This window comes from Kitasatospora sp. NPDC040550 (genome assembly GCF_055594965.1).
The window spans coordinates 20,930-44,451 of record NZ_JBVIWC010000020.1 but is presented as its reverse complement, the minus strand read 5'-3'; the positions used below and the strand labels follow the sequence as shown (position 1 = coordinate 44,451).

Genomic DNA, 23,522 nt, shown 5'->3' with positions numbered 1-23,522 from the left:
CCCTCAATTCGGCGGGAGCGAGCGCGGCCCGGCGCCACGGCGGCTGCGCGGCACAGGCCGGACCGGGCCCGCGGTCGGCCCTTCCTCGGCGCCGACCGCCCGTTGGCCGGACTCCGGCACCCCCTGGGCATCGGCGAGCGGCTCGGCCTGGAGCAGGTCGGCGACCGTGCAGTTCAGCGCGGCGCACATCTTGTCCAGGTCCTCCAGGCGCACGGTGACCGGCGTGCCGCCCCACAGGGCCGCGACCTTGCTCAATGAGGGGTTGAACCCCACCTGCTGGAAGGCGGCCAGCACCTCGGTCGGCCGCCACAGGTCCCGTTGGGCGGCCACCATCCGAAGGTTCCACTTCACCGTAGGTTCCCCTTGTCCATCACCAGTCGTTGGGCCGCCCGGGAGCTCGCGGTCAGGTTCGCGTGCTCAGGGTCGGAGTGAGCGGTCGCCATGTACCGAAGTGTCGTAGTTGCCCAGTCATGTCCGAGGACTTTCTGCACTTCCCACAACGTCATCCCGCGCTCGTAGTTGTGGGTCGCGCAGGCGTGACGCAGCAGGTGCGGGAAAAGATCGGTGACTGGCCCATTCAGGTAGGTCGCGGCCGCCGTATGCAACGCCTTGCGGAACGTGGACGGCACGATCGCCGGCGCGATCGGCAGGTTCAATGAGGCGATCGCGGTCGGCTTGCGCTCCGAGGGCCACAGCGGTGCCCGCGGGTGCTCGACGTCGTCGCCGAACTCGCCCCGGATCTCCTCGATGTACCACCACAAGAGGGCGCGGCCCTCCTGGAACATGTAGGCCTCACGCGGCCTCGGCCCCGAACCGTGAGCGCCCTTGCCCAGCACGACGAAGCGGCCCCACTGGCCGTGCTCCCAGTGCAGATCGCCCATGCACACCCCGCACAACTCTGCGGCCCGGACGCCGGAGAGGTAAGCGACCTTGGTCATCACGTAGTCGCGGCACGCGACCAGGTACTTCCGCGCGTTGGGCAGGTCCTCGCGCCACCGGCCCAGGAAGTCCCGCATCGCCGTCTGCGACGGCGGGATCCGGAGGCCGAAGTCTCCGCGATGACGCGGCCGGTTGAACGGGTCGATCGGCGACTCCACGGCCGCCCCGAAGCGCCGCATGATGTCGCCGGCGTATCGCTGCTCGAGGAACGCGAAGTAGGCGTCGATCTTGTTGATCTTCCCGCGCAATGTCGATGGCGCCCGCTTGCCCGGTCCGGCGAAGTAGCGGTCCACCTCACGCGGGGAGAGCTGCCACGGCACGGTGCCGTAGTACTCGCAGACTTCCACCACGGGCTTGAGCAGGCCGTCGAGCGTCGTTGGCGCCAGGCCGGCAGCGTCCCGGGCCCACTGGTACTCCGAGAGCGTGTCGAGGAAGAAGCTCTCCTCGTCGACGGCGGAGATGCGGGCCTGGCGGCGGCGCTGCAGGGTGACGACGTCCGCCAACCCCGATTCCACCGACACCGCCGCCGGGTCCACCACCGCGCTGGCATCGGCGCCTGGGCGCACCAGCGTCAGCACGCGACTTTCGGAATCTGACACGAACCGTGAAATTACAGGGACTACGCGCAGAATCTGCGAGTTACTGCTGAGATCCCACACCAACGAGTGAACGCCACCAGAGGAGCGTTCTGCCTGCTGAAATGCAGCTTCACTGGGTCAGGCAGCGGCAGACGAACCCGCCCGTACTCCACTATTCAGCACAGTGGCGTCAGGCAGTACGACCAGGCGTCGCGCGCGGGTCCGGCCGAGGTAGGCGAAGCCCTGGCCGTGGCCGTAGACGTGGCCGATGTGTCCCGGCATCACCTGCATGGGACCGCTCGCCGTGTTCCTGACCCGCGGGACGGGGTCAGCGTGTGCGATCACCCCTCGGATTCCCCTGGTGGCGGCGTCCTGGAACGCCTTCGCGCACGCCCACGACTCGCCGTTCGAAGCCACGGAATCCAGGAGGCACATGCGCGATAGTTCCAGCGATTCCTTCAGCGGCGTAAGGTCCGGGAACACGTTGAGGACGGCGGTGTTCATCGGCACCCCGAGTGCGAGCACACCGACCAGGCGGCCGCCTTCGGGCTCGCCGGGCTTGGGGTGCTGGTCGATGCGCTGGAGGCCGTAGGCGAGACGCACGAGGCCAGCTCGCGCTGTAGTGGTGGGCGACGACGAAGCGTTTCGCCGGCGCCTCGGGGATCCGGACGACGCGGTGGACCTCCGGATCGAAGCCACCGTCCCGAGTCCGTTTCCACGTCGGCTCCCGGTGCTTCCACCTCTGGCACCAGGTGTCGGCACCCGGCTGCTGCAGTTCGAGCTGCTGAGCGAGGATCATGCCGCCCTCGCCATAGTCCGCTCGAAGCGGCCGCCGGCCTTCTGGGCCTGGAGACGCTGTCGGTGTTCGACCAGGGTCAGCGGGCGTGACACCCCGCCTCGGCGCTCACGCAGGATCGCGACGTCCTTCCCAAGGTGGGAGCGGATCTGGGCTTCACGCCGCTCAGCCTCCGCGTACCGCTCCGGCTCGTGTTCCAGGAGCTTCGCCCAGTGCTTCTGACCTGCCCTGACACACATCCCCGCGCAGTTGTTGTGGTCGGCCCAGGCGTAGAGCCGCGGGGGGTCGATACCGATGTCGCGCGCCCACTGGAGCATCTGTTCCTTGGACATGGTCGGTTCCTCGCACATGGGGAACTCGACGCGCCACGGCGCCCACCCTCGCGTCGTCCCGGGGATCCGTCGGATCTCCGTGTGGTCGAACCCGACGTAGAGGATCGAGTCGTCCGGGTCGGCGTTCGCTTCGACCCAGCGGCGGCACGGAAGCTGTTTGAGGTGAACCGAGCAGGGGGCAAGGCGGCTGTTGCCCAGGAACCTGACGTCGTGGAACACCTGCCATGGGTCCCTGCCGTCCGCGACGATCATGGGCTCGACGGTCAGGTAGCGGGCTGTCTCCTCGACGAATCTCCATAGGTCTTCGTCCTCGGCCCGGGAGTCGGCGACGAGCAGGACTAGGTCGTCGACTCCGTGCCGCTCGGCCACGCGCATGGCGGCGGCCCAGGACCCGATCCCGCCGCTGTACTGGACGATGTGCTGGGTCATGCCCGCCTCCACGGGCCGGATGAGCGATTCATGTTTGCTTCCTTGATGCAAAAACGGACGTTTTTGTGTGTCAGATGGTGGGGGCGGGCAGGCAGAGAGCGGCGGGGGCCGCCTTGAACGAGGTGTCGCGCTGGATGAGCTGAGGTGCTCCCGGCTGGCGCCGGCCGCGTCCGTCGGCGGGCCGGACGAATGCCTCGAGCTCGCCGAGGATGAAGTCACCCCACTCCCCGTACGGTCCTCCCGCCCGGAGCCAGCCGAAGGCCTGGCCGGTCCCGGGGTCGAGCTCCGCCACGTACCAGTCGAACTGCTCCGTCGGAATGGAGTAGTGGATGTGCAGGGTCCTGGCGGGCGGCGGAACGCTTGCGGTGCTGCCCAGTGCCGGGATGCCGGCCAGCTCGGGGAACGGCGGGTAGAAGTCGTGGCCGCGGATGTCACGGTGGACGTCGGGGAGGACTTCCCACGCGCCGGTGGGGAGAAGGACGCGTCCTTCGACGATGCGGACGATGGGGTTCATGGGGGACAGTGCTTTCTCCTGGTAGATGAGTGTTTCGGCTGATCAGGTGCCCTCCTGCTGGGATGCGGATGAACGGTCCCCGTGGCCGGGGCAGCTGACGTCGTTCCGAACCGGCTGCGCTCAGCGCGGGCCCGGGAAGAAGACGCGCTCGGCGCACCAGATCCGATGACCGTCGGGGGTCCGGTGATGCACTTCGAGGCGCAGCCGGATGCCGCTGGAGCCCTCGGCGTTGGCGGCGAGCTGCCGCGCGAAGCTCTCGCATGCGTCGTCCAGGGCGGGGATGACGTCGTCGATCCTGTCGCAGGTCGCGATGAGTCGGCCGGTGACTGCGTCGGTGATCTCGAAGTCCTGCATGGGTTTTCTGGGTTGATCTCGAAGGCGCGGCCTGCCGCGCTGCCTCCGGGCGGGAGGCAGCGGGTGCGAGGTCGGCCCGCGATCGGGGCGGTCGGTCAGGCTGCCGGTGCGAGCGCGAGGCGGTCACGGAGGGTCGCCACGCACCTGTCTCCCCGTGCGATGTCGTCGATGGTCTGTTCCAGCTGGGGCAGTTCGCTCCAGATCGAGGAGCCGAGCTTGTATGCGCGGGTCCACAGGGCCAGCTGGTCCTGGAAGGAGGCGAGGTCACCCGTGGTGATGGCCAGGGGGCCGGTCTGGACGCGGACTTCACCGGCGCCGCTCAGGCTGACGGCGGCGGCGCGGGCGTCGACCTGGGGGCCGGGTACCGGGCCGCTGAAGTTGATGTGGGCGGCGGCTTCGGAGTCGGTGCGCGGCGGGGCGCTGTGAGGAACGACGGTCGCACTGAACGTCTTGCGGGCCAGCCGCTCGGCCTCGTACCAACCGGTGACCGCCGCGTAGAGGGCCTGCGGGTGCTTGATGCGAATCCTGGCCGAAGGCATGGTGATCAGCAGGGACTGGGCCATCTGAACGGCCTGCGTGGTGTGGCGGCCGACCAGGTACACGGCAAAGTTCGCCCGGTGGCCAGACGTGCGGGAAGCGGTGATGTGAGCCATGACGGCCTCTCCTTGTCAGGGGTTTGCGGCGGCCGATCCGGGGTTTGCCCTCCCCTGACCGACATTCACTAATCTACCTCAGATGAAGCGTGGTGACAAGGCCGGGGCGGAGGTGTCGCACTCCGCCCCGGCCTTGGTGATCACGCCGCCAGGGAGAGGCTGACCTCGGCTTCGTGGCCCGAGGGGCCACCCTCCAGCGGGGAGCCCTCGTTCCGACCGGCCTCGTCCTGGCAGCCCTCGGCCTCGTCGGCGGCGACGGTGTGCTCAACGTCGGGAGCCGGCTGGGTGTCAGAATCGGCCGGGTGGGCCTCCTCCGGCTCGCCCTCCTGGGGATCGGCCTCGATCTCGTCCTCTTCCTCGTCTTCGTACTCGTCGTACTCCTCGTACTCCTCGTACTCGTCCTCCGCTGCCGGGGCAGGGTTGTCCCGCTCCTCTCGGCGCTGGCGCAGTTCCGCGATCAGCACCTCCTCCGGGTCGGTCAGCGTGTAGCCGTAGCGAGTGAGCAGTTCCAGCCACTCGATGGCGAAGTCGAGGTCGAGGCCCCAACGTCCGTACTCGACCCTGCGCATGTTCGCCTCGGCGTAGACGGCGAGCTGGGCGAACAGGACGAGGGGGAGCTTGTGCTCCGGGGTCCGCTCGACGCGGCGGCGCATGGCCTCCTCCAGGGTCACGTCCTTCGCGGGGCTGGCCCCCAGCAGCGTGAACACGTCGTGGATGCGGGCGGTCTCGACGCTGCTGGTCAGGCCATGTCCGAAGAGGTGCGTCACGACCGCCTTGTAGAGGCCCTTCGGGGTCTTGTTGGCCCGCGCCATCTCCGTGACGTGCTCGCGGCGCACCTGGGCGGCGGTGGCGAGGGCTTCCTTCCGCTCGGCCTCCCTGGCTTCGGCGGCCTCCTTCTCCGCGCGCTCCTCGTCACTGAGGTGTTTGTAGTAGCCGACGATCTGGTGGCCGTACTTCTTCGGCTCCCGGCAGACGTAGGTGATGCAGCCGCCCTCATCGAGGTAGGCGGCGTGGCCGGGGCACTTCGCGTGGGTGTCTTCCGTGTAGGTATCGCCCGCCTCGTCCCGCATGTCGCGCAGGCTGAGCGGCACCGAGCCCCAGCTCGGCTTGGGAATCACGGTGACTCCGGCGAGCAACAGCTCGGCCTTCGCCTTGGCCTTGGCCTCGCGATTCTTCTTCCTGCGACGCTCGGTCTCCAGGGCGTACTTGAGGTGGCCGCCGTCCTTGATGACCTTGAGGAGCCGGTTATACACCTTGGGCTCGTTCTCGAACTCCGCGATCTGCATGGACTGCTCCAGGTCGAGCTGTCCCGCGTCCGCCGCGTCCCGAGCCTCCTTCGGCATCTGGTGAAGCCGGAGTGAAGCGGCGACCTTCTGCTTGTCCTGGGAGACCTGGCGTGCGATCTCCTCCACGTCCAGCCCTTCGAGGGCGAGCTGGTCGTACGCGGCGGCGATGTCGCTGGGCCGCATCTCCGTGCGGTGGATGTTCTCGGTGAGCTGGTCGATGATCTTGGCGGCGGTGGTGCTGATGTCGTTACGCACGATGGCGGGGATGAGCGCGCGCTCCGCCTCGATCGCGGCGGCGTGCCGGTGGAATCCGAAGACGAGGGAGTAGCCGGAGAACTCGTCGCCAACCACGGTGACGGGCTCCAGGACGCCACGCTCACGGATCGAACCGACGAAGTCGGGGTCCAGATCCACGGGCCGGATGTTGCGCCCGGCCTGAATGGCCTTCGGGTCGAGCCAGATCAGCTCCATGTTCGCGCTGTGCGAGGTGGACTCGGCTGCTTCACTCGTGGCGATCTCAACAACGGTGGCGGTCATGGCCGTCTCCCTGGAATCGTAGGTCTGTGGCGTTCGGCCCGGGGTTTGCCCTCCCCGTTCCGACATGTACTAGTTTACTCGAACTGGCTGTTGGGGTCAACCCGTCCCGACCTTCATTTCCGAGTGTGTCGGGTCCTCTGCGAGGTGCCTCCCACTGGGTCCGCGCTACGCGCGGAGGGTGTGCGAGCGCCACTCGTTCGGGTTGGTCGGGTGCGGCGGGTGGTGTGTACGGCCTGATGACCGCGGACCCTTTTTCCCCCGCCCTCCCTGCGCTGTGAGATGTCGGGGGCCGGGCGGCGGAGTGCAGGGGAGGAAGGGAGTACCGCAGCCGGTAGAGCGACGAAGGAGCGGGCCGGCGAGGACACGGACCGGACGACCTTGCACGCAGCCGCCCGGCCCCCAGAATCGAAAAGCAGGGAGGGCGGGGGAAACCCGTACGGACCGCAGCGCAGCGAAGGACCGTACGGAGACAACACGGCCCCGGCAACGCCGGGACGGATGAGTTTGTCCGAAGCGGTTCGGCCCATACCCTCTGGACCCGAGAATCGGGGCATGGGTGATCTGGTGGTGCATCAGACGGCGAGCTGCTACGCCTTCGCGCGGCACGGCCGACAGTGGCGGCTGTGCGTGATCGAGCACCCGCGCCTCGGGGGTGCACTCGCGCCCGGCGGGCACCGTGAGGCTGGTGAGGATCCGCTTGCGACCGCGGTGCGGGAAATGTCGGAGGAGACGGGGTGTCGCGTGCGCCTGCTGCCGCCGCCGCTTCCAGAGGGGTATCCACACCCGGCGACCGCGTCGGTGTGGCATGTGGTGTCGATGCCGGCTGCCGCGGACAGCCGGTGCGATCGGCGCCACGAGCACCGGGACCACATCTTCGTCGGTGTCGTCGACAGGCCGTTCGCCGTGCAGGGGACGCCCGAGCACACGGTCCACTGGGTGGAGCGCAGCGCGCTCGACCGGCTCAACCTTCCCGAGGACACCCGGGTACTGGCCGGCGAGCTGTTCGGGATGATCGACCGCGTTGCGGCCGTACGGCCCCGGCCGGCGATCGACGAGGACTTGGCCGCGGAGCTGCTCCGGCGTCAGGAGGAAGACCAAGCCGTACGGCTGGTCCCGGTGTCCGAGCGGACGCCGGAGCTGATGGAGCGGTGGCGGGCCGTGGACGAGGAGAACTCCGATTGGCTGCGCGAGCTGATCGCCGAGCGCGGCTGGCCGGGCGATGCGCTGGTTGGCCGGCAGGCTGCCGGGGCCGCCTGGCTGATCGCCCAGCATGCCGACCGGCAGCCCGACTTTCAGCAGGAGTGCCTGGAGCTGCTCTCGGCCGCCGTGACCGCGGGTGACGCTGACCCGCAGCACGGCGCCTTGCTGGAGGACCGGGTAAGGATCGCCAAGGGGCAGGAGCAGATTTTCGGCACCCAGCTGACGCAGGGGGCCGACGGCTCGCTGGTCCCGTACCCGGTTGCGAACCCGGACAAGGTCGAGGCGTTGCGCGCCGCTTGGGGGTTCCAGCCGCTGGAGAGGTACATCGAGCAGGTCGCGGCCGGCGTCGGGTAGGCCAGGTTCAGGGCGGCAGACGCGACATCGGGTTCCGCCGCACTGCGTGCTCGGATGATGGTCGTGATCGGCACCTAGCCCAAGGGCGTGCGCCTGAGGGAAAGGCTTCTCCGGTGTGGCTGGACAGGCTCGCACCTCCGCGGCGTGGGAGCCGATGTCCGCGGCCTGCCCGGTGTGGTGCCCGCCGTCACTTCCTGCAGTCGCAGCTGTGAGAGATTCCGTCCGGGCTCCTCCGGGGGTACCCACATGCCGCTCACACCTGCTCCATGGGGCTGCTCTGGGGAAGGAACTTCGCGGACTTCTGGGCGAGCACGTTGGCCAGGAACGCAGGTGCCTCGTCGCCGAGCATCCGGTGCAGCGTGACGAGGCTGGTGATCGCGGTGTCGGCTACTTCCTCCTGAACATGACGCCACGTGTGGCTTTGCCCCTTCCGGGGGTTGGTGCCCCAGGCTCCGACCACGGCCTGCGCGGACTCGCCGACCTCTTCGGTGAGCTTGAGAACCTGCAGCGTCCACTGCTGCTCCGGGGTCATCCCGCGTTCTGAGTCCAGGCCGGTGAAGAGGGCGGAGAGCTGGCCGATCACGTCCCACAGCGGCGGGGTCGGCGGATGTGCTGTCAACGGGTACTCCTTGAGAGGTTGGCGAAGAGGCTGCAAGCCGTTGCCGGGCGGAGGGGATCAGAGCGTCAGGTCCCGTAGCGGGCCGGGCACGGGTTTGGTGTCCAGGCGCGTGAACCACTCGGTGGCGAGGATCCGGCGCCGGGCGTCGGCGGTGAGGCCGGACAGGAGGGCCGGCAGGGAGCGCTGGCTCTCGACCTGACTGCGGTGGGCGAGGATGGCGGCCCACTTCGCCTCCGCCCAGGGACCCACGTCGACGGTCGCGGTCACCTGTTCATCGGGAGCGCTGCGGACTGTCTTGCCGACACTCTGGAGGAGGTTGCCGAGTTCACCGACGCCCGACTGTGGGTGCGTGGCCACGTACAGGGCTCCGGGCTGCCAGGGGGCGCCGGCGCGCGGGTAGAGATGAGGGAGCCCGGCGGCATGTACGGCGAGCAGGGTCACGCGGTGGGTGTGAATGTGGTCCGCGTGCCCGGTCAGTTGACCGTACGCGTCGTGCGTGACGACGATGTCCGGTCGTAGCTCGCGGACGTGTCCGACGAGCACCTGGACCACGTCATCGAGGGGGGCATCGCACAGGCGGGGCATGCCGGGAGCGGACTGGGAGATCCGGGCGTCGGCGTAGCCGAGCATCCGGGGCTTCCCGGCCCCCAGGATCGCGAGCGCGTCCGCGAGCTCGGCGGCTCGGTGTGTGTCGGGGGCCCAGGTGGCCGTGACCACGGCAGTCGCGGCACCGGCGGCGGCGTGCTGCGCGAGGACCCCGCCGGCTAGGAGGGATTCGTCGTCCGGGTGGGCGAAGACGCCCAGAAGGGACGGGCAGGGAGTATCCGTAAGGGATGGGGTCACGATGGTGTCTTCCTGTCGAACGCGGTGTGGCGTGGGACGCCGGGCTAGGAGCGGCCGGGAACGCGGTAGGCATGGAAGACGGCAGGCGGGTGATCGAGCCGCAGATCCGGGTTCCACGCCGTCAGGCACTGGGCGCTCGGCACGAACAGCGGGCCGGGCAGTGCGTCCAGGGGCCAGAATCGCCAGGAGTCGATGGCTGGCTCGCGCTGCTGCGGGACGCCGGACCACTGCGTGACGACGACGGGCACTGTCACCCGGACGACGTCGCCCACCCGGTCCAGAAGCGTGCCCAGCACGCGCGCGTCGCCGGGTTCGGCTACGAGGCCGGCCTCTTCATAGAGTTCGCGGACGGCGGCCTGGGCGAAGGTCTCGCCCGGCTCGACGGTTCCGCCGGCGAGCTCCCAGGTACGGCACCGGTGTTGCCCGAGCAGGATGCCGTCCGGGCCGTGGACGATCACGCCCACTCCCACCGCCGCGTGCGCCGGGGGCGGTGCGCTGGTGCGGGGGCGGCTCGGTACGCGCTGCGGGCGGCGGGCGGCGTACAGGCGGTAGGAGACGCCGTTGTCCGGGTCCGGGGAGTCGATCGCGGTGACCGCCTCCATGGTGAGGCCGTGCTGGACCAGGAGGTCCTCCCACAGTTGCGTGGTGAGGACCCACATGTCGACGGGGTGGTCGTCGGTGGTGCCGGGAAGGCGCAGGATCTCGGGCCGTGGCACCACCTCGGCCGACGGTCCGGTGCCGTGGGTGTTGGTGTGCAGCGCGGAGAAGAGCAGGCGTCCGCCCGGTTTGAGGCCGTTGGCCAGGACGGGCAGAAGCCGGTCGGGGTCCAGGTACGGGATAGAGCAGACGGAGTAGATCAGGTCGTACGGTTCGGCGGCGCGCAGGTGGGCCACGGCGTCGGCGCACACCAGGCGCAGGCCCGGGGTGTCCGGGTAGCGTGTGATGGCGCGCCGGTGTTGGGCGGGGGAGGCGTCCACCGCGGTGACATCGGCGCCCAGGGCGGCGAGATGGGCGGCGTGCCGCCCCAGTCCGCTGCCGAGGTCGAGGACGCGCAGCCCGTTCACGTCGCCGAGGGCTTCGCTGCCGGGGCCGGTGCCGGGGATGCCCCAGTCCCACCGGTCCAGCTCGGGCAACTCCAGCTTCCGGGCGAGCTGGTGGTTGCCGTAGGTGTTCCAGGTCTCGACGGTGTTCTTCTCGGTGGTCACCGGGTCCTCCATCAGATCGCGGGGCGGGCGGGGTCAGGGGCGGAGGGCGTAGCAGCGCAGGACATCGAGGTCGGCGGTGCGGACGGTGGACCAGCCCGCGGTGAGGATCTCGGCCTGCGCGGCGGTGATGCCGAGGTCCTGCACGGGGTCGGTGGCGGCGCGGCGGCCTGCGATCTCGGTGACCACCCAGAAGGTCCCGCCCGGGGCGAGGAGCTGGCGGACGCGGTGGAGGTATCCCGCCTTGTCGTCGATCCACCGGTAGACCAGGCGGCAGGTGACGACCGCGTACGCCGGCTCCGGCAAGGCGCCGAGGTCGTCGGTGGTGATGTCCATGCACCGCCAGACCGGGCTGTGGCCGGACTCGGGGTCCTGGCCGGCGGCGAGCTCGATGGCGCTGGGGGAGCAGTCGATGCCGGTCGTGCGGTAGCCGAGTTCGGCGAGGCGCCGGACCAGAGAGCCGTCGCCACAGCCGATGTCGAGGGCCGGGCGGTCGCGGCCGGGGCCGAGGTGGTCTTCCATCAGGCGGGCCTCGGTGTCGTCGAGCTGCCGGTAGCGGCGGCCCTGGGACCAGATCGGCTCCCAGTAGGTTGCGGCCGCGGTGGACGCGGTGGTCACGAACAGGCTCCTTCACGGGAGGGCGGCACGGCCGCGCGGGCGGGGATCTCGCGCAGCGCGCGGATGGGGGAGACAAGCAGCAGGACGACCGGCACGACTTGGAGGAGCGCGCCGACGGCGAGGGTGGCCCGGACGTCGAGGACGAGCACCAAGCCGCCGGCTGTGGCGGCGGCGAGCGGGCGGGCCCCGGCGGTGAGCGTGGTGCTGGCGGACTGCATCCGGCCTTGGAAGGCGGGCTCACACACGGCTTGGCGTAGGGAACGCTGGCTGGTCCCCGACGCCGCCGCCCAGAACAACTGCACCGTCAGCGTGATGGCCAGGACGATCTGCCACCGCAGTCCGGGTCCGGCGCACAGCAGGGGCACCTGAGCGAGGGGGCTGACCGCGAACCCCACGATGATCGTGGGGCCGATGCCGATCCGGGCGGCGATCCTCGGCGCGAGCAGCGCACCGGCCACGCCACCGGCACCGCCCACACCCATGATCACGCCGAACGCGGACGGGGACGCTTCCAGCCGGGCCAGAAGGTAGTACGCCCAGTAGGTGTTCATGATCGCCAAGCCGAAGGACAAGGTCGACAGGGCGGCGATCACCGTGCGGATCGTGGGCTGCCGGGCCACGTAGCGCACGCCGTCGGCGATGTCCCGCACCAGGCCCGTGCGCGCCGCGTCCGGCGCGGTGGCGGTCTCGGGGACGCGCATGCGCCACAGCAGTACTGCGGAGACGAGGAAGGACAGGGCGTCGGCGAAGACCGAGCGGGCGGGGCCGACAGCGCCGACCAGGGCGGCACCGAGATTGGTGCCGACGCTGTCGGCCACCGAGGACGCCGCGCCGATCTTCGAGTTCGCGTCGTGGAGCTGATCCGGATCGACGAGGGCCGGCAGGAGGCTGATCGCCGCGGCGTCGTGCACCACCTTGGCCGCCCCGAGCACGACCGCGACCGCGCACAGCTGCCCGACGGTGAGCGCACCGGCCAGCGCGGCGGCCGGGATCGTCACCAGCGCACCGGCCGCCGCCAGATCCGAGGCGATCAGCTGAGGCCGCCTGGGGTGCAGGTCGGACAGCGCCCCGGCCCACAGCGCGAACGCGTTCGGGAGCTGGCCGAGGAACGCGAGCACGGCGACCTCGGTGGTGGACGCCCGCAGCTCCAGCACGGCCAGCGCAGGCAGGGCGACGGTGCTCACCGCCGACCCGGACAGGGTCACGGCCTCGCTGCCGAGCAGGTACCGGAAGGCGGGCCTCGACCAAGCGGTGGCCTTCCCAGCCCGGGCTGCAACCGTCACGGAGACTCACCTCCGCCGGTCAGTTCCGGGGCGACGACGTTGGCGTACCGAACTCCGGCGGCGAAGTGGCGCAGGACCTCGTAGGTGAAGGGATGGCAGTCGTCGGGCGGGCTGGCGGGATTGGCCCAGACCAGCTCACTGTGGGTACCCGGCTCCCGGTTGTACGGCTTCCCCTCCCACTCCGACGCCAGGAACACCACGCCGGTGACCAGCTCGCCGTCCGCGGCGTGCAGGTGGACCAGTTGGCTGAACTCCAGCCGTTCCGGAGTGATCACGATGCCGGTCTCCTCGGCGAGCTCGCGCGCGGCGCCCTCGTCGAAGAACTCGCCGGCTTCGAGCCGGCCGCCGACGATGGTGAGCAGCCCGGGGGAGTGCCACGAGTGCTTCTGATGCCGGACGGTGAGGACCCGGCCGTCCGCTGGATGCTGGAGCAGGACCATGACGTGCGTGATGCTTCGGTGGACGTCGCTCACGGCCGGTCCTCCTTCATGAGCCGGTCCAGGGTCCGCCGGCCTCGGGCGGTGACTTCGGGGTTGCCGTTGTCCGGGCCCCACGCCAGGCAGTTGACCGCGTCCAGCGCGGTCAGGCAGCGCAGCGCGTGCCGTTCGGCGCCAGTAAGTGCTCGCCCGTACGAGTGGAGGAAGGCCTGCTCGCGGTCGGGGTGGTCGAGCCACTCGGTGACGGCGAGAATGACGAAGTCCTGTACGCGGGCGGCCGGCCGGGTGCGCTCGAAGTCGACGAGCGCGAGGCCCTGCGTAGACCACAGCCAATTCCGCGGTTGGTTGTCGCCGTGGATGGAGCCGAGCGGCACCGGTCCGACGCGGCGGAGCCGGGTCGCGTAGTCGCGGACCAGCTGCTGCTCGTCCCCGGTGAGCCGGTCCCCGGCGCGGCCCAGGTACTTCTCCGCACCATCGGCCGCTGCAGCCAACGACGCTTCGGCCTCCGCCCGGTCGCGGGTATCGAGTGCACCGGCGTCGTGGAGCCGGGCACTCAGCATGCCGGCCTGCGCGTGGACCGCGCGCCACTCAGCGGAGGTCAGGGCCATGCCAGGCGCCGGAGCACCGGGCGCCACGGTGAGGAGCAAGGCCAAGTCGTCCGCGCGGCTGTCGAGGAGATGGGGTGCCCGGCTGTGCCCGAGCGCAGGAACAACGCCTCGGTACGCCTTCGTCTCACGGGTGAAGAACTTCACCGAGGGCGCGACCTTCACGTACCAGCGGGCCCCGCGGTCCCCGGTCAGCTCCCACACGCGGGAGCGGTGCCAGTCGTGCGAGGCGTCGCGTACGGCAACGACCGGCCCGGTTCGCTGCTCCGCCCAGCGTCGCACGGCGATGGGCAGGGGTTTCGTCTGCCTCACGCCGTGCACCTCGCGCTCGGGTGCGCAGCATACGAAGATCGGGAGGCGAAGGCAGCGGCAAGAGATCGTGGCACGGGTCCTCCTTGACGGGTCCCGTCCCGCCGGGGAGGGACGGGACGAGGGGAGAAGCGGATCAGCGGTCTTGCGACAGGTCCAGGAGTTCGGCGAAGGTCCCGCCTGCGTGGACAAGGTCGTCGTACCGGCCCTGCTCGGTGATCCGGCCGTGCTCCATCACGATGATGTGGTCGGCGATCCGTGTGTTCTCCAGGCGATGCGTGACCACGATCGTGATGCGGTCGGCGGCGATCGCCTTGATCTGCTCGAAGATCTGGTGCTCGCCGCGCGGGTCCATCTGCGAGGTGGGCTCGTCCAGGATCAGCAGCCCGGGGCGCCGATACAGGGCCCTCGAACACGCCACGCGCTGCCACTGTCCGCCGGAGAGCTCAGAGCCACCGAAGACGTCCCGGGCCAGGAGCGTGTCCAGGCCCGCAGGGAGGTCCTCGACGGCCTCGCGCAGACCGACCGCGTCGACGGCCTCCCACACGGGGGCGTCGTCATGGGTGCGGGGCTGGCCGAGGGTGACGTTCTCGCGGACCCGCAGCGGCCACTGGGCGAAGATCTGCGGCACCAGGCCGGTGTTCGCCCACACCGTGGCGGGGTCCATCTCGGCGAGGTCGGTGCCGTTCCACGTGACCTTGCCCTTGTCGGGCAGGTAGATCCCTGTCAGCAGCCGGGTGAGTGTGGACTTGCCTGAGCCGTTCGCTCCGACGATCGCGAGGATCTGCCCGCGCTCCAGGGTGAGGGAGACACCGTCCACGGCGGGCTTGTCCTTGCCCGGGTACTGGTAGACGACCTCCTCGAGCCGGATCTCCTCCGTCGGCGCGGCATGCGCGTGGGGGCCGCGCTTGGGGGCGCGGGCGGCGGCGTCGTCGAGGAAGGCCTGCATGTCGCTGAGGTACAGGCTGGTGTGGAAGACCGCGGCGCCGTTGACGACGACCTGGGACAGTGCCGCGAGCGTGGTCTGTACGGCGATGACCGCCGTTGCCGCGACCGCGAGCTCGATCCGGCCGGAGACCGCCAGCCATGCCAGCGCACCCCAGGTCGCGACGAGGAAGACACCGCCGGCCAGTGCGGAGAGCAGGGCGATCCGCAGGGTGCGCGGCGCGGCGGCCAGCGTGCGCCGGTCGCACCGGTCGGACAGGGCCCGGTACCAGTAGATGAGGTAGTCCGTCATCGAGTTGGCGCGGACCTCGTCGCCGTACTTCGACTCGGTCGCCCACCAGCGCATCATGCCGCGCACGTTGCGGTCGGCGATGTTTGCGTAGTGGATTTCGTAGTCGACCCGGGCAGACAGCACGGCGCCAACACCGGCCGGCAGCACCGCGAGGAGGAGCGGCGGCAGCATCCACGGGTTCAGCACCGACAGCACGCTGCCGGCGGTGACCATGCGGATCAGCGCGGAAAGGAACCGCTGCGCGTCGGTCACCATGACGTGCGTGCGGATCACCCCCATCTCGGCCGCTTCATGCCGGTCCGAGAAGCCGTCCTCCGCGTAGGCCGAGGCCTCCACCCGGCACACTGCCTCCACCAGCGCGGTGTCCGTCTCCGTGGTCAACCGTGGAGTGATCCGCCGCTCGGCGTACGCGGCGACCGCCCCCGCCGCGCGTGCCAGCGCGGCGGCGAGCGCCACCACCAACAGTGCCGGCAGGGCGCCGCGCAGCCGCTCGCCGGCGGTGCCGTCTCCGAGTACCGGCGCCATGGCGCGGGCCGTGGCGGCCAGCAGTACGGCGGCTGAGACACCCGTGACCACCTGGCAGCCGAGCAGGAGCTGCACGGCCCGCCGGTCGGTTCGCCATGACAGCCGGGCGATTCGGCCCAGGACGGCAGGGATCTGCGCGCACATCCGTCGGAAGGACACCTCGGCGAGCGGATTAACGGAGTACTGACCGCTGTAGGTGATCTCCGCGGGAGGCGGTGGAGGCGGCGCGGTGTCCTGCTGCTCGTTCGTGACGGCCGAGGTCAACGTGGTCCCCCTAGAAGGTCGTCCGGCGTGGTCGTGAGGTTCAACGAGCCACCCGCGATATCGAACTGGTGTGTTCAAGCCGCTCCCGGTATCCCGGGACGGGCGCGTGTCGGAACGTGGCGGATGCATCGACCCGCCTCCCGCAACAGGAGTGCGGGGGAAGGGTGTTGGCCGAAACGCCGGCGGTCCCTTCGAGGGCGGCACCGCCTGATGCCGGAATCGCTGCGAGTACCGGTGGTCTCCCGCACCGGATCACTCGATCAGGTGATTGTCGGGATTGAGGCCGATGCGGTCGCCAAATGGCGGCAAATGTGTGGTGCCTGGGGCGGCTTCCTCGTGCTCCTCGCGCCTCGGCCAGTACCTGGGCAGCTCCGGGGAACGGTCTGGAGACCCAGCGGCCGGGCCCTCCCATGGATCACGGAGAGTGACTGACAGTGAAGACTGGTGCCGACGTCTCCGACTTCTACTGCCATCAGGCGCTGTCCGGCCTGGTGACGGTCGAGAAGGTTGCGGAGACGGACCGCGCACTCGCCTTCCACCACACCCGCCCGTCCTATCCCGTGCACATCGTGGTGATCCCGAAGGAGCACGTGCCGTCGCTGACCGATCTGGGCGACGCTGACAAGGGCCTGCTGACCGACGTCGTCGGCCTGGTGCGCAAGGTGGCCGCTCAGGTCGAAGCGGAGCACGGATCGTGCTCGGTCGTCACAAACCTGGGGCTGTACCAGGAGTCCAAGCACCTGCACTGGCATGTGATCTTCCGGGGCGAGCCCGACGAAGAGGTGCTCGGTACCTACGGTCACCACGACGGCTGACTCCTTCAGTTACGGGTGGTGCCCCGCTCAGCTCCCGGGGTCGGTGAGGGACGGGGGCCCTGCGGGATGCGGGCGCGATGCGGTTGATCCTGGGCGGCTTCCTGCTGCGTGCGGCAGGGTGCGTCATACGGGTAATTACAGAAGGCTGCGAAGGTCGACCTCGGCCTTGTCCACGGCTTCGACAACGGCCTGCATGTGTGGTGGCGGGAGATCGCCCGCACCCAACCCTGCGGCCGTGAGTACGGTGTCGAGATTCTGCTTCTGCTCGCGGGTGAGGCAGGGGGCTTCCGTCTCGATGTTCAGGACGTCCCGGGCGGCGTACGCGTCGAGGGCGGCCACGTCGACTACCGCACGGCGCAGTTGGGCCGAGTGGGGGCTGGTTCGATCACGGAGGAGATCGAGCGCGGCGAGTCCGACGCGAGTCTGGAAGGCCGCAGTCGCAGGATCGGGCTGGGCCATCACCGTGAAGACCTCCTGGAGCGCGGAATCCAACTCCTGCTGCGGCACGGATCCGCCCTCGGGGTGGCAGTGGATACGCAGGAGGGCGGCGATGGCGTTCTCCCATGGTTCCGTGGGAACGGTGGAGTCGATCATGGAGCGCGCCTGCTCGTGGAGATCGCGTTCGATGAGCGACATGATCATGATCTGGCGTCCGTCGAGGAGGCGGTTGCCGATGCCGCGGTGTGCGGACATGGCCTCGGCGGCCTCGGTCCAGCGGCCGATGCGCGCCAGAGCCCGGGCGCCGTCGACGAGCAGGGTGACCCACAGCTCTTGGCCGATCTTGCGGTGGTCTGCGTCGGTGCTGATCAGGGCCGACAGGTCGATGTCACGGCCGTGGATCTCGGCGGTGCCGCGCTTCTTGGCGGCCTCGTAGAGGCGGGTGAGTACGTCGTAGGCGGCGTGGCCGTCGCCCTCCCGGGTCAGGAGCCTGGAGATGTTGATCAGGGGCATCAGCGACATGACGGCGATGTCGCCGGTCAGGCTGCCGGCGTCGGCGAAGACCTTGTGCTGTCTCCAGCACAGGTCGGCTGCCAGGTCGGGCATTCCGGCGTCGGAGGCGATGAGCGCGGCGTAGTTGAGGACCCCGCAGGCGCGGGCCACCAGGTCGTGGTGGCTCGCGCCTGCGGGTGCGACGGTCAGCCCGGTGAGGTGGGTGATGCGCTCGTCCAGAGGGAGCGCGGGCGCCTTGGGGCGCTTGACCAGGGGGATGCGGCTGGCTATCGCGGGGATCATCGGTTCAGCCCTTGCGCGGCCAGTCGACGATCAGTCGGCTGTAGGTCTTGTCGATGACGAAGCGGGGGTCGGCGGCGGTCAGCTGGTCGCGGGCGTCACCGACGGCCATGCGGAAGCCGGGCTCGGGGGCGGTGTTGCCCCAGCCCTCGTCCCAGGTGCGGATCTCGGTGACGACCCGCTCGGCGAGGTCGGCGCCGTGGGGGCCGTGGCCGATGATGCCGACCTCCCAGAAGCGGCCGGCGTCGTCCTCGCCTTCGCGGATGGTCATGTAGGCGAGGGAGCCGCCGTCGAGGGCGGCCATGGAGCCCCAGCCGAAGTGCGGGCTGAAGCCCGGGCGGGCGCCGGGCATGCGGGACAGGCCGTTGGGCAGCGCGCAGGCCAGGTACAGGTACATCCACTCGAAGGGGTCGCCCTGGCGGAGCTTGACGCCGGTGAAGATCTTCGTCTGCGGGGTGTCCAGGACGGTGCGGAGCGCGTCGCGGTCCACGTGCTGCTCGCTGAAGGTCTCCAGGCGGACGTTGCCTTCGCCGGCCATGGGCACGAGGGTGTAGATGTCGTCGCAAACGCCCTTGCGCAGGGGGACGAATGTGCACATCTCGCAGGAGACGGTCTTCCAGGTGTCCCCGTCGCGTTCGAAGGCGAAGGAGCGGCTGATGCTGCCGCGGATCCGCATGGGCAGGATCAGGCGGCCGCCGGGTGCGAGCTGGTCGAGGAGCTTGGCGGGGATGTCGCCGGCGCCGACGGTGAACTGGATGCGGTCGTAGGGGGCGTGCTCGGGAAGTCCCGCGGCTCCGTCGGCCAGGACTGCGGTGACGTTGGTGACGCCGGCCTTGGCGAGGTTCCCGTTCGCGCCGTCGACGAGGTCCTGGTCGACGTCGAGGGTCCACACCTGCCCGCCGGGGCCGACGAGGTTGCCCAGGAGGGCGGCGTTGTAGCCGGTCGCAGCGCCGGCCTCCAGGATGTTGTGGCCGGGCCGGGCGTCGAGCTGTTCGAGCTGGGTGGCGACGATCGAGGGCGCGGAGATGCAGGAGATCATCTCGCCGTCCTCATCGTGCTTGATGGGCACCGCGTCCTCCTTGTACGCGGACTCGAGGTCGACGCCGGGGAGGAACGCGTGGCGGTCGGTGGCGCGGAAGGCGTCGATGACGGCCGGGGTGCGCAGGTGCCCGCTCTCCGTCAGGCGGGTCGCCAGGGTCTCGCGCGGTTCGGTGGGGTCGGTGACGGGTGTCACGGTGGTCTCCATTCGAGGGAGGTTAGGGTCCGCCGGAGCGGACCGGTGGGTAGACACAGGGGTGTCCGCGGTTGTGGAGAAGGCGACTTGGCGGCCAAGCCACGCTGTGGCGGCCTGTTCGGCGACAGGCACCCCGGCGCGGTTGAACGCGAAGATCGCGTGATGGGCGAGGACGGCGCGTAGGCCGCGTATCAGGTGCCCATCGGCGGCGAGCCGGCGCAGACGCCGGCCGGCGTCCGCGAAGGCGTCGACACGGTCGGTCCAGCCCTCCTCGGCGTCCGGGCGGCGGGCGGCGTCGGCGTTGATGAGGCGTCGCATGGCCGCCACGGCCCGGTCGAGCGCGGGCCCGGAGGGCGGGGTGACGGCGGGGCGCAGGGCGGCGAACTGGGACCAGATGTCCCCGGCCTCGAAGGGGTCCAGGCCGGCTTCGCGGAACATCGTGGCCAGCAGCATCACGCAGCGCTCCCGCCTGCCGGAACTGCCGGTCTCGGGAAGGGCGCTGCGGCTGTCGGCGCAGAACACGTCATGCGCCACGTCCATGCCCTCCGGGCCGCCGAAGGCTTCGGTCTCCGGTTCGTAGATCCCGCCCACCCAGCCGGTGATCTGCTTCTCGGTGACGAGGCGGTCCAGCAGGGCCGCGGCGGGGTGTTCGGTGCGCAGGCGCAGCCCGGAGTCCTTGCGCAGGAAGTGGAAGCGCTGGTCGGTCAGCGCGGCCGCCAGGGCCTGGGCGGTGCTGGCGCTGATCGCCCCTCCGGGGCAGGTCAGGCTGGCGTGCCACCATCCCGTGTCGCGGGTGATCGGAAGGTGCTCGTCGTCGAATCCCATGGGCGCGGGCGCTCCTTGTCAGCGAGGTCGGTAACGGTCAGGTGATCAGCAGCGCGCTGGTCCAGTTGGTGGTGTTCGTCTCGCCGAGGGCGAGGTGCGCGCCGCTGCGGCCCTCCATGAAGCCGGGCTTGGGCAATTGGTCCAGGCCGTCGGCCAGGCGCTGGGCGAGGTCGCCGACCAGCGGGGCGAAGCGGTCGGGGACCGGGCTGTCGGCGGCGACGGCGCGGGTGAGGACGGTCAGGCCGGCCCAGCCGTGGCACAGGGTGGCGTCGGTGATCCGGGCGAGGAGGGCCGAGTCGGTGAGCGTGCGGACGAGGGTGTCTTCGGCGTGCTGGCGCCGGGCCGTGTCGCCCAGGGCGAGCGCAGCGAGCTGCTGGGCACGGGCGATGCCGGGCAGTCCGTAGCACCAGGACGGACGGCCGGGCGCGGGCGCGGGGGGCTCGGCGGCGTCGAGGTGGGTGCGGGTGGTCCAGTAGTGGCCGCCGTACTGGTCCAGCCAGTGGGCGAATACCTCGATCGCCCCATGCTGGCCCGGCACGAGGACACCCTGCCGGGCCGCGAGGGAGAGGACTGCCAGCGGTCCGGCGACGCCGTGCGCCATGCCGTTGTTGCCGTGTCCGCCCGCCATCTCCTCGCCGCCGGGGCCGGCTGCCGCCCACCAGCCGGGCAGTTCCCGCCCGTCTGCGCGCACCGGACGGGACAGGAAAACGAGATAGGCCAGCACTTGCGTCAGCAGTGGCGAGAGGGTCGGGCGGGTCAGGAGGAGAGCGCCCAGTCCGGCCATGCCTCGGATGTGGTCCCATTCCGCGGGGTCCGGCAGGGCACCGGACGCTTGCCGTCGCCGTGCGGCGGCCAGGCGTGCGGTCACGACGCGGTCGACGGCCTCGCGGACCTCGCCTCCGGCCCGGCCGGCCCGTGCGAGGACGAGCTCCAGCGCGGGGGCGCCGTGGAACAGGCTGGCGTTGGAGCCGGTGCTCACCCCGTGCGCGACAGCCGCCGTGAGGTGGCGGCGGGCGGCGCCCAGGTCTCCTCGCTCGATGTCCAGGAGTGCGATCCCGAGCGGGCCCTCGGCCAGGTCCTGCGTGCGGGTCGGAACCGTCGTGGCCGTCATGCGCGGGCCGCCAGGGGCAGGACGAGACTGTGGGCCCGGCCGATCCAGTTGTCGGCGTCGGCCGGGGGCGCGTCGTGCAGGGTGGCGACGCCGGTGCGGCTGGCGTCCAGGTGGGCGCGCAGCAGGTCCAGGTGCATGTCCTGACTGAGGTCCAGAGGAAGTTGCTGGTCGTCCTCGGCCAGGAGCACGCGGTCGGGCACTCGGAACCGGGCACGCCAGGCGTGCAGTTGTTCGGACCACTCCGTGAGGGTCGCGGTCCGGGCGGGCAGGTCCCGGGCGCGGACCTTCCACCGTGCGGCGGTGAGGATGGTGCGCCGGTAGGTGAGGGCAGGGGTGAAGGGCAGGGTCCAGGCCGCCCCCCAGTCGAACCAGGTCACCTGCGGTGCGGTGGCCCGGCTGATCTCGCCGAGGAACCGGGCCATCGGCGGGGTGTAGTTGTTCCAGAGGAAGTTGATGGCGGTCGGGGCCAGCAGCTCCAACCGGGTGCCTGTGGTGATCTCCACGAGAACGGGACGGCCGCCCTGGATGCTGACCGCGAGGTCGGCGGGGAACAGCACGCCGTCGCCCGCCTGCCGGAACTCGCCGACGCTGACGATCCGGGGGAGCACGCGCGGGGCGCGGGTGAGTAAGTCGGCCGGGACGCGCCCGGCGTGGAAGGAGAGCTGGACGATCTCAGCTTCGGGCTCGATCGTCGGCAGGGCCGCGTGTGCCGTGCCGGCCTCCGGGAGCAGATGCCAGAACCGCCCCGTCATCGAACCGGCCGAACGGGAGACGGTGGCCACCTGGAGGCGGAAGTTGCCCTGCCTGAGAGCGTCGGCAGAGGGCGCGTGGATCTGGGCGGCGAGTTCGAGGTGGGGCGCGGTGAGCCGGGGCTTCTCGCTCGCGGCCTCCAGCTCCTCGATCATCGCGCCGGTCAGGGGCACGGAGCGGGCACCTGTCACGGCCGCGGTGCCTGCGAGTTCCAGCAGCAGCCGGTCGCGACGGGCCATCGGGCGGGGCGGCTCGGACGCCTTGACGAAGCCGTCCGGAAAGCCGATGCCCTGCTCGGGGTCGGTCGCCGTCTCCACGGGCACGGGGGTGTTCTCGCCGTACCGGTCGGTGAACTGCTCCACCCAGTGGCGCCAGGGCGGTGTGCCGTTCGGGTGCGTGGCGAGACGGGCCAACACGGTCGCGGCCGTCTCGGCCTCGATCAGGACCTCCTTAGGTAGCCGCACCGTGGCATCGAGTCGCAGATCAGCGGCCGTCGTACGGTCGCGCACCTGCGCTCGCAGGGCATGCGGCAGGGCCTCTGCGGGGTTGACGACGGTGGCGGGAGCGCGCAGGGACGACCGCAGCAGCCGCACGCGAAGGAGCTCTCCGAGGAGCTGGGTGCGGGCAGCGGCAGGAGCGGTGGGGAACTCGGCGGCGAGTTTGTCCACCAGGGCGGAATAGCGGACGGGGGCGCGGGCGGCATCGAGGACGAACCTGAGCGCGGGGCTGTTCAGCGCGAGGCGGAACTCCGCATCTCCTTCGGACGGCACGCGGACGTGTCCGTCGTGCTGCCGGGCGAGGGGGTGGACGCACACGTCGATGTCGGCCATCCGCGCCGGGTCCGTCTCCCAAGCGCTGATCGCGTCATCAAGCACGACCGGATCAGGGCGGGTGACGACCTCGTGCCGGTCTCCGAAACGGACCTCCGGCGAGTCCCCGAACGTGACCACGGCGACCCCCGCGAAGAGACCGTACGGCGTGGACCGGCGCGCGTACCGGATCGCGTACCGGGCGACGGCCAGAGCTGCTCGGCGCACGCGGCGGGGCTTCGGCGACCAGCCGTCGAGGATGGCCTGGACCTGGTCGGCCAGGTCCTGGCTGGCGCTGGTGACAGCCCGCTGAAACGCGTCATCGGCCCACACGGTGCCCAGCCACGCACGCCAGGCTTCGAGCGACGCCGAGCGGTCCGGCCACGGAGCCATGGCCGGCTCGGCGGTGTGCACCGCGGCACGCAGCATCCCGTGCCCGATGCTCTGGTACAGGCGAGGTCGTTTGCGTGTCATCACCACTCCGTTCTCGTTGGCGGGGGCACGGGCCGGACGAGATGGCTCCCGTCCGGCCCGCACTGGCGCGTCGCCTTGGGCTGTTACGAGGTGACGCAGGCGCTCGGGCAGGAACTGCCGCAGGTGTCGCCGGTGCTGCACATCAGGACCGTCTCGGTCGCCGGCGTCCCCTCGATGAAGGTGATGTCGAGGCCGAACGGATCCGTGTCCTCCGCGGCGTCGCCGTCGGACTGCGCGAGCGCGACCGGGTTCTCCAACTGGATGGTCATGCGGTGCCTCCTTGGGGGCAGTGGTCGATGGTGCACGACCCGGGCCAGGAGAGGCCCGGGAGTCTGTGGCCCACGTCGCTGGGGCGATGCC

At 70.6% G+C, this 23,522-nt stretch carries 23 protein-coding genes; 2 read left to right on the top strand and 21 right to left on the bottom strand.

The genetic code is table 11. The features are described 5' to 3' along the window. Nucleotides 1-3: 3 nt before the first annotated feature. From ACZ58X_RS26765 to ACZ58X_RS26730, 8 genes are all read right to left on the bottom strand, one after another. Nucleotides 4-351 carry a helix-turn-helix domain-containing protein gene (locus tag ACZ58X_RS26765; protein WP_019548546.1) on the bottom strand — a complete coding sequence of 116 codons (348 nt, stop codon included), beginning with the start codon at nucleotides 349-351 and terminating at the stop codon, nucleotides 4-6. Next, entirely contained in the window at nucleotides 348-1,517 is a 1,170-nt protein-coding gene (locus tag ACZ58X_RS26760; RefSeq protein WP_019548545.1) for a tyrosine-type recombinase/integrase, read from the bottom strand. The genes ACZ58X_RS26765 and ACZ58X_RS26760 overlap by 4 nt, the downstream gene beginning before the upstream one ends. Nucleotides 1,518-1,655: 138 nt before the next feature. Beyond that, a complete protein-coding gene (locus ACZ58X_RS26755) occupies nucleotides 1,656-2,120 on the bottom strand; it encodes a Mom family adenine methylcarbamoylation protein (RefSeq protein WP_470336146.1) in 465 nt (154 codons plus the stop codon). A gap of 192 nt (nucleotides 2,121-2,312) precedes the next feature. Then, the gene (locus ACZ58X_RS26750; protein ID WP_470336145.1) at nucleotides 2,313-3,074 is read right to left on the bottom strand and encodes a hypothetical protein; all 762 of its coding nucleotides are present in this window, start codon (nucleotides 3,072-3,074) and stop codon (nucleotides 2,313-2,315) included. Between the two features lie 70 nt (nucleotides 3,075-3,144). Beyond that, complete coding sequence (locus ACZ58X_RS26745; protein WP_470336144.1) at nucleotides 3,145-3,588, bottom strand: hypothetical protein; 444 nt, start codon at nucleotides 3,586-3,588, stop codon at nucleotides 3,145-3,147. A 120-nt stretch (nucleotides 3,589-3,708) separates the two neighbouring features. Further along, entirely contained in the window at nucleotides 3,709-3,942 is a 234-nt protein-coding gene (locus tag ACZ58X_RS26740) for a hypothetical protein (RefSeq protein WP_470336143.1), read from the bottom strand. A gap of 95 nt (nucleotides 3,943-4,037) precedes the next feature. Next, nucleotides 4,038-4,595 (bottom strand): hypothetical protein, encoded by a 558-nt coding sequence (locus ACZ58X_RS26735; protein WP_469502831.1) that lies wholly within the window; start codon nucleotides 4,593-4,595, stop codon nucleotides 4,038-4,040. Nucleotides 4,596-4,735: 140 nt separating this feature from the next. After that, a complete protein-coding gene (locus ACZ58X_RS26730) occupies nucleotides 4,736-6,418 on the bottom strand; it encodes a ParB/RepB/Spo0J family partition protein (RefSeq protein WP_470336142.1) in 1,683 nt (560 codons plus the stop codon). Nucleotides 6,419-6,970: 552 nt separating this feature from the next. On the opposite strand from ACZ58X_RS26730, the gene ACZ58X_RS26725 reads away from it, so the two are divergent. Continuing rightward, nucleotides 6,971-7,972, top strand: coding sequence for a DUF6624 domain-containing protein (locus ACZ58X_RS26725; protein ID WP_470336141.1), 1,002 nt, complete (start codon nucleotides 6,971-6,973; stop codon nucleotides 7,970-7,972). Between the two features lie 253 nt (nucleotides 7,973-8,225). On the opposite strand, the gene ACZ58X_RS26720 is transcribed toward ACZ58X_RS26725, so the two are convergent. The 8 genes from ACZ58X_RS26720 to ACZ58X_RS26685 form a co-directional block, all read right to left on the bottom strand. After that, a complete protein-coding gene (locus ACZ58X_RS26720) occupies nucleotides 8,226-8,591 on the bottom strand; it encodes a MazG-like family protein (protein ID WP_470336140.1) in 366 nt (121 codons plus the stop codon). Between the two features lie 57 nt (nucleotides 8,592-8,648). Beyond that, nucleotides 8,649-9,434, bottom strand: a complete 786-nt coding sequence (locus tag ACZ58X_RS26715) for a PIG-L deacetylase family protein (protein ID WP_470336139.1) — start codon at nucleotides 9,432-9,434, stop codon at nucleotides 8,649-8,651. A 44-nt stretch (nucleotides 9,435-9,478) separates the two neighbouring features. Next, on the bottom strand, nucleotides 9,479-10,639 hold the full coding sequence (locus ACZ58X_RS26710; RefSeq protein WP_470336138.1) for a bifunctional class I SAM-dependent methyltransferase/NUDIX hydrolase: 1,161 nt from the start codon (nucleotides 10,637-10,639) through the stop codon (nucleotides 9,479-9,481). A gap of 33 nt (nucleotides 10,640-10,672) precedes the next feature. Next, entirely contained in the window at nucleotides 10,673-11,254 is a 582-nt protein-coding gene (locus tag ACZ58X_RS26705) for a class I SAM-dependent methyltransferase (protein ID WP_470336137.1), read from the bottom strand. Beyond that, nucleotides 11,251-12,537: an MFS transporter gene (locus ACZ58X_RS26700; RefSeq protein ID WP_470336136.1), complete on the bottom strand. Its 1,287-nt coding sequence runs from the start codon at nucleotides 12,535-12,537 to the stop codon at nucleotides 11,251-11,253. The genes ACZ58X_RS26705 and ACZ58X_RS26700 overlap by 4 nt, the downstream gene beginning before the upstream one ends. Beyond that, complete coding sequence (locus tag ACZ58X_RS26695; protein ID WP_470336135.1) at nucleotides 12,534-13,010, bottom strand: NUDIX domain-containing protein; 477 nt, start codon at nucleotides 13,008-13,010, stop codon at nucleotides 12,534-12,536. The genes ACZ58X_RS26700 and ACZ58X_RS26695 overlap by 4 nt, the downstream gene beginning before the upstream one ends. Then, nucleotides 13,007-13,861: a phosphotransferase gene (locus ACZ58X_RS26690; RefSeq protein WP_470336265.1), complete on the bottom strand. Its 855-nt coding sequence runs from the start codon at nucleotides 13,859-13,861 to the stop codon at nucleotides 13,007-13,009. The genes ACZ58X_RS26695 and ACZ58X_RS26690 overlap by 4 nt, the downstream gene beginning before the upstream one ends. Before the next feature lie 163 nt (nucleotides 13,862-14,024). Next, entirely contained in the window at nucleotides 14,025-15,914 is a 1,890-nt protein-coding gene (locus ACZ58X_RS26685; protein ID WP_470336264.1) for an ABC transporter ATP-binding protein, read from the bottom strand. 434 nt (nucleotides 15,915-16,348) lie between these two features. Between ACZ58X_RS26685 and ACZ58X_RS26680 the strand changes: the two genes are divergently transcribed. Continuing rightward, the gene (locus ACZ58X_RS26680; RefSeq protein WP_470336134.1) at nucleotides 16,349-16,729 is read left to right on the top strand and encodes an HIT family protein; all 381 of its coding nucleotides are present in this window, start codon (nucleotides 16,349-16,351) and stop codon (nucleotides 16,727-16,729) included. 135 nt (nucleotides 16,730-16,864) lie between these two features. Here ACZ58X_RS26680 and ACZ58X_RS26675 read toward each other — a convergent pair whose 3' ends face one another. The 5 genes from ACZ58X_RS26675 to ACZ58X_RS26655 form a co-directional block, all read right to left on the bottom strand. Continuing rightward, entirely contained in the window at nucleotides 16,865-17,962 is a 1,098-nt protein-coding gene (locus tag ACZ58X_RS26675; RefSeq protein ID WP_470336133.1) for a hypothetical protein, read from the bottom strand. 4 nt (nucleotides 17,963-17,966) lie between these two features. Continuing rightward, a complete protein-coding gene (fxlM, locus tag ACZ58X_RS26670) occupies nucleotides 17,967-20,018 on the bottom strand; it encodes a methyltransferase, FxLD system (protein WP_470336132.1) in 2,052 nt (683 codons plus the stop codon). Nucleotides 20,019-20,055: 37 nt separating this feature from the next. Further along, a complete protein-coding gene (locus tag ACZ58X_RS26665; RefSeq protein WP_470336131.1) occupies nucleotides 20,056-21,129 on the bottom strand; it encodes a lanthionine synthetase C family protein in 1,074 nt (357 codons plus the stop codon). Then, nucleotides 21,126-23,162, bottom strand: a complete 2,037-nt coding sequence (locus ACZ58X_RS26660; protein WP_470336130.1) for a lantibiotic dehydratase family protein — start codon at nucleotides 23,160-23,162, stop codon at nucleotides 21,126-21,128. Before ACZ58X_RS26660 ends, ACZ58X_RS26665 begins: the two co-directional genes overlap by 4 nt. An 83-nt stretch (nucleotides 23,163-23,245) precedes the next feature. Continuing rightward, nucleotides 23,246-23,431 (bottom strand): FxLD family lanthipeptide, encoded by a 186-nt coding sequence (locus ACZ58X_RS26655; protein ID WP_470336129.1) that lies wholly within the window; start codon nucleotides 23,429-23,431, stop codon nucleotides 23,246-23,248. Nucleotides 23,432-23,522: the final 91 nt, after the last annotated feature.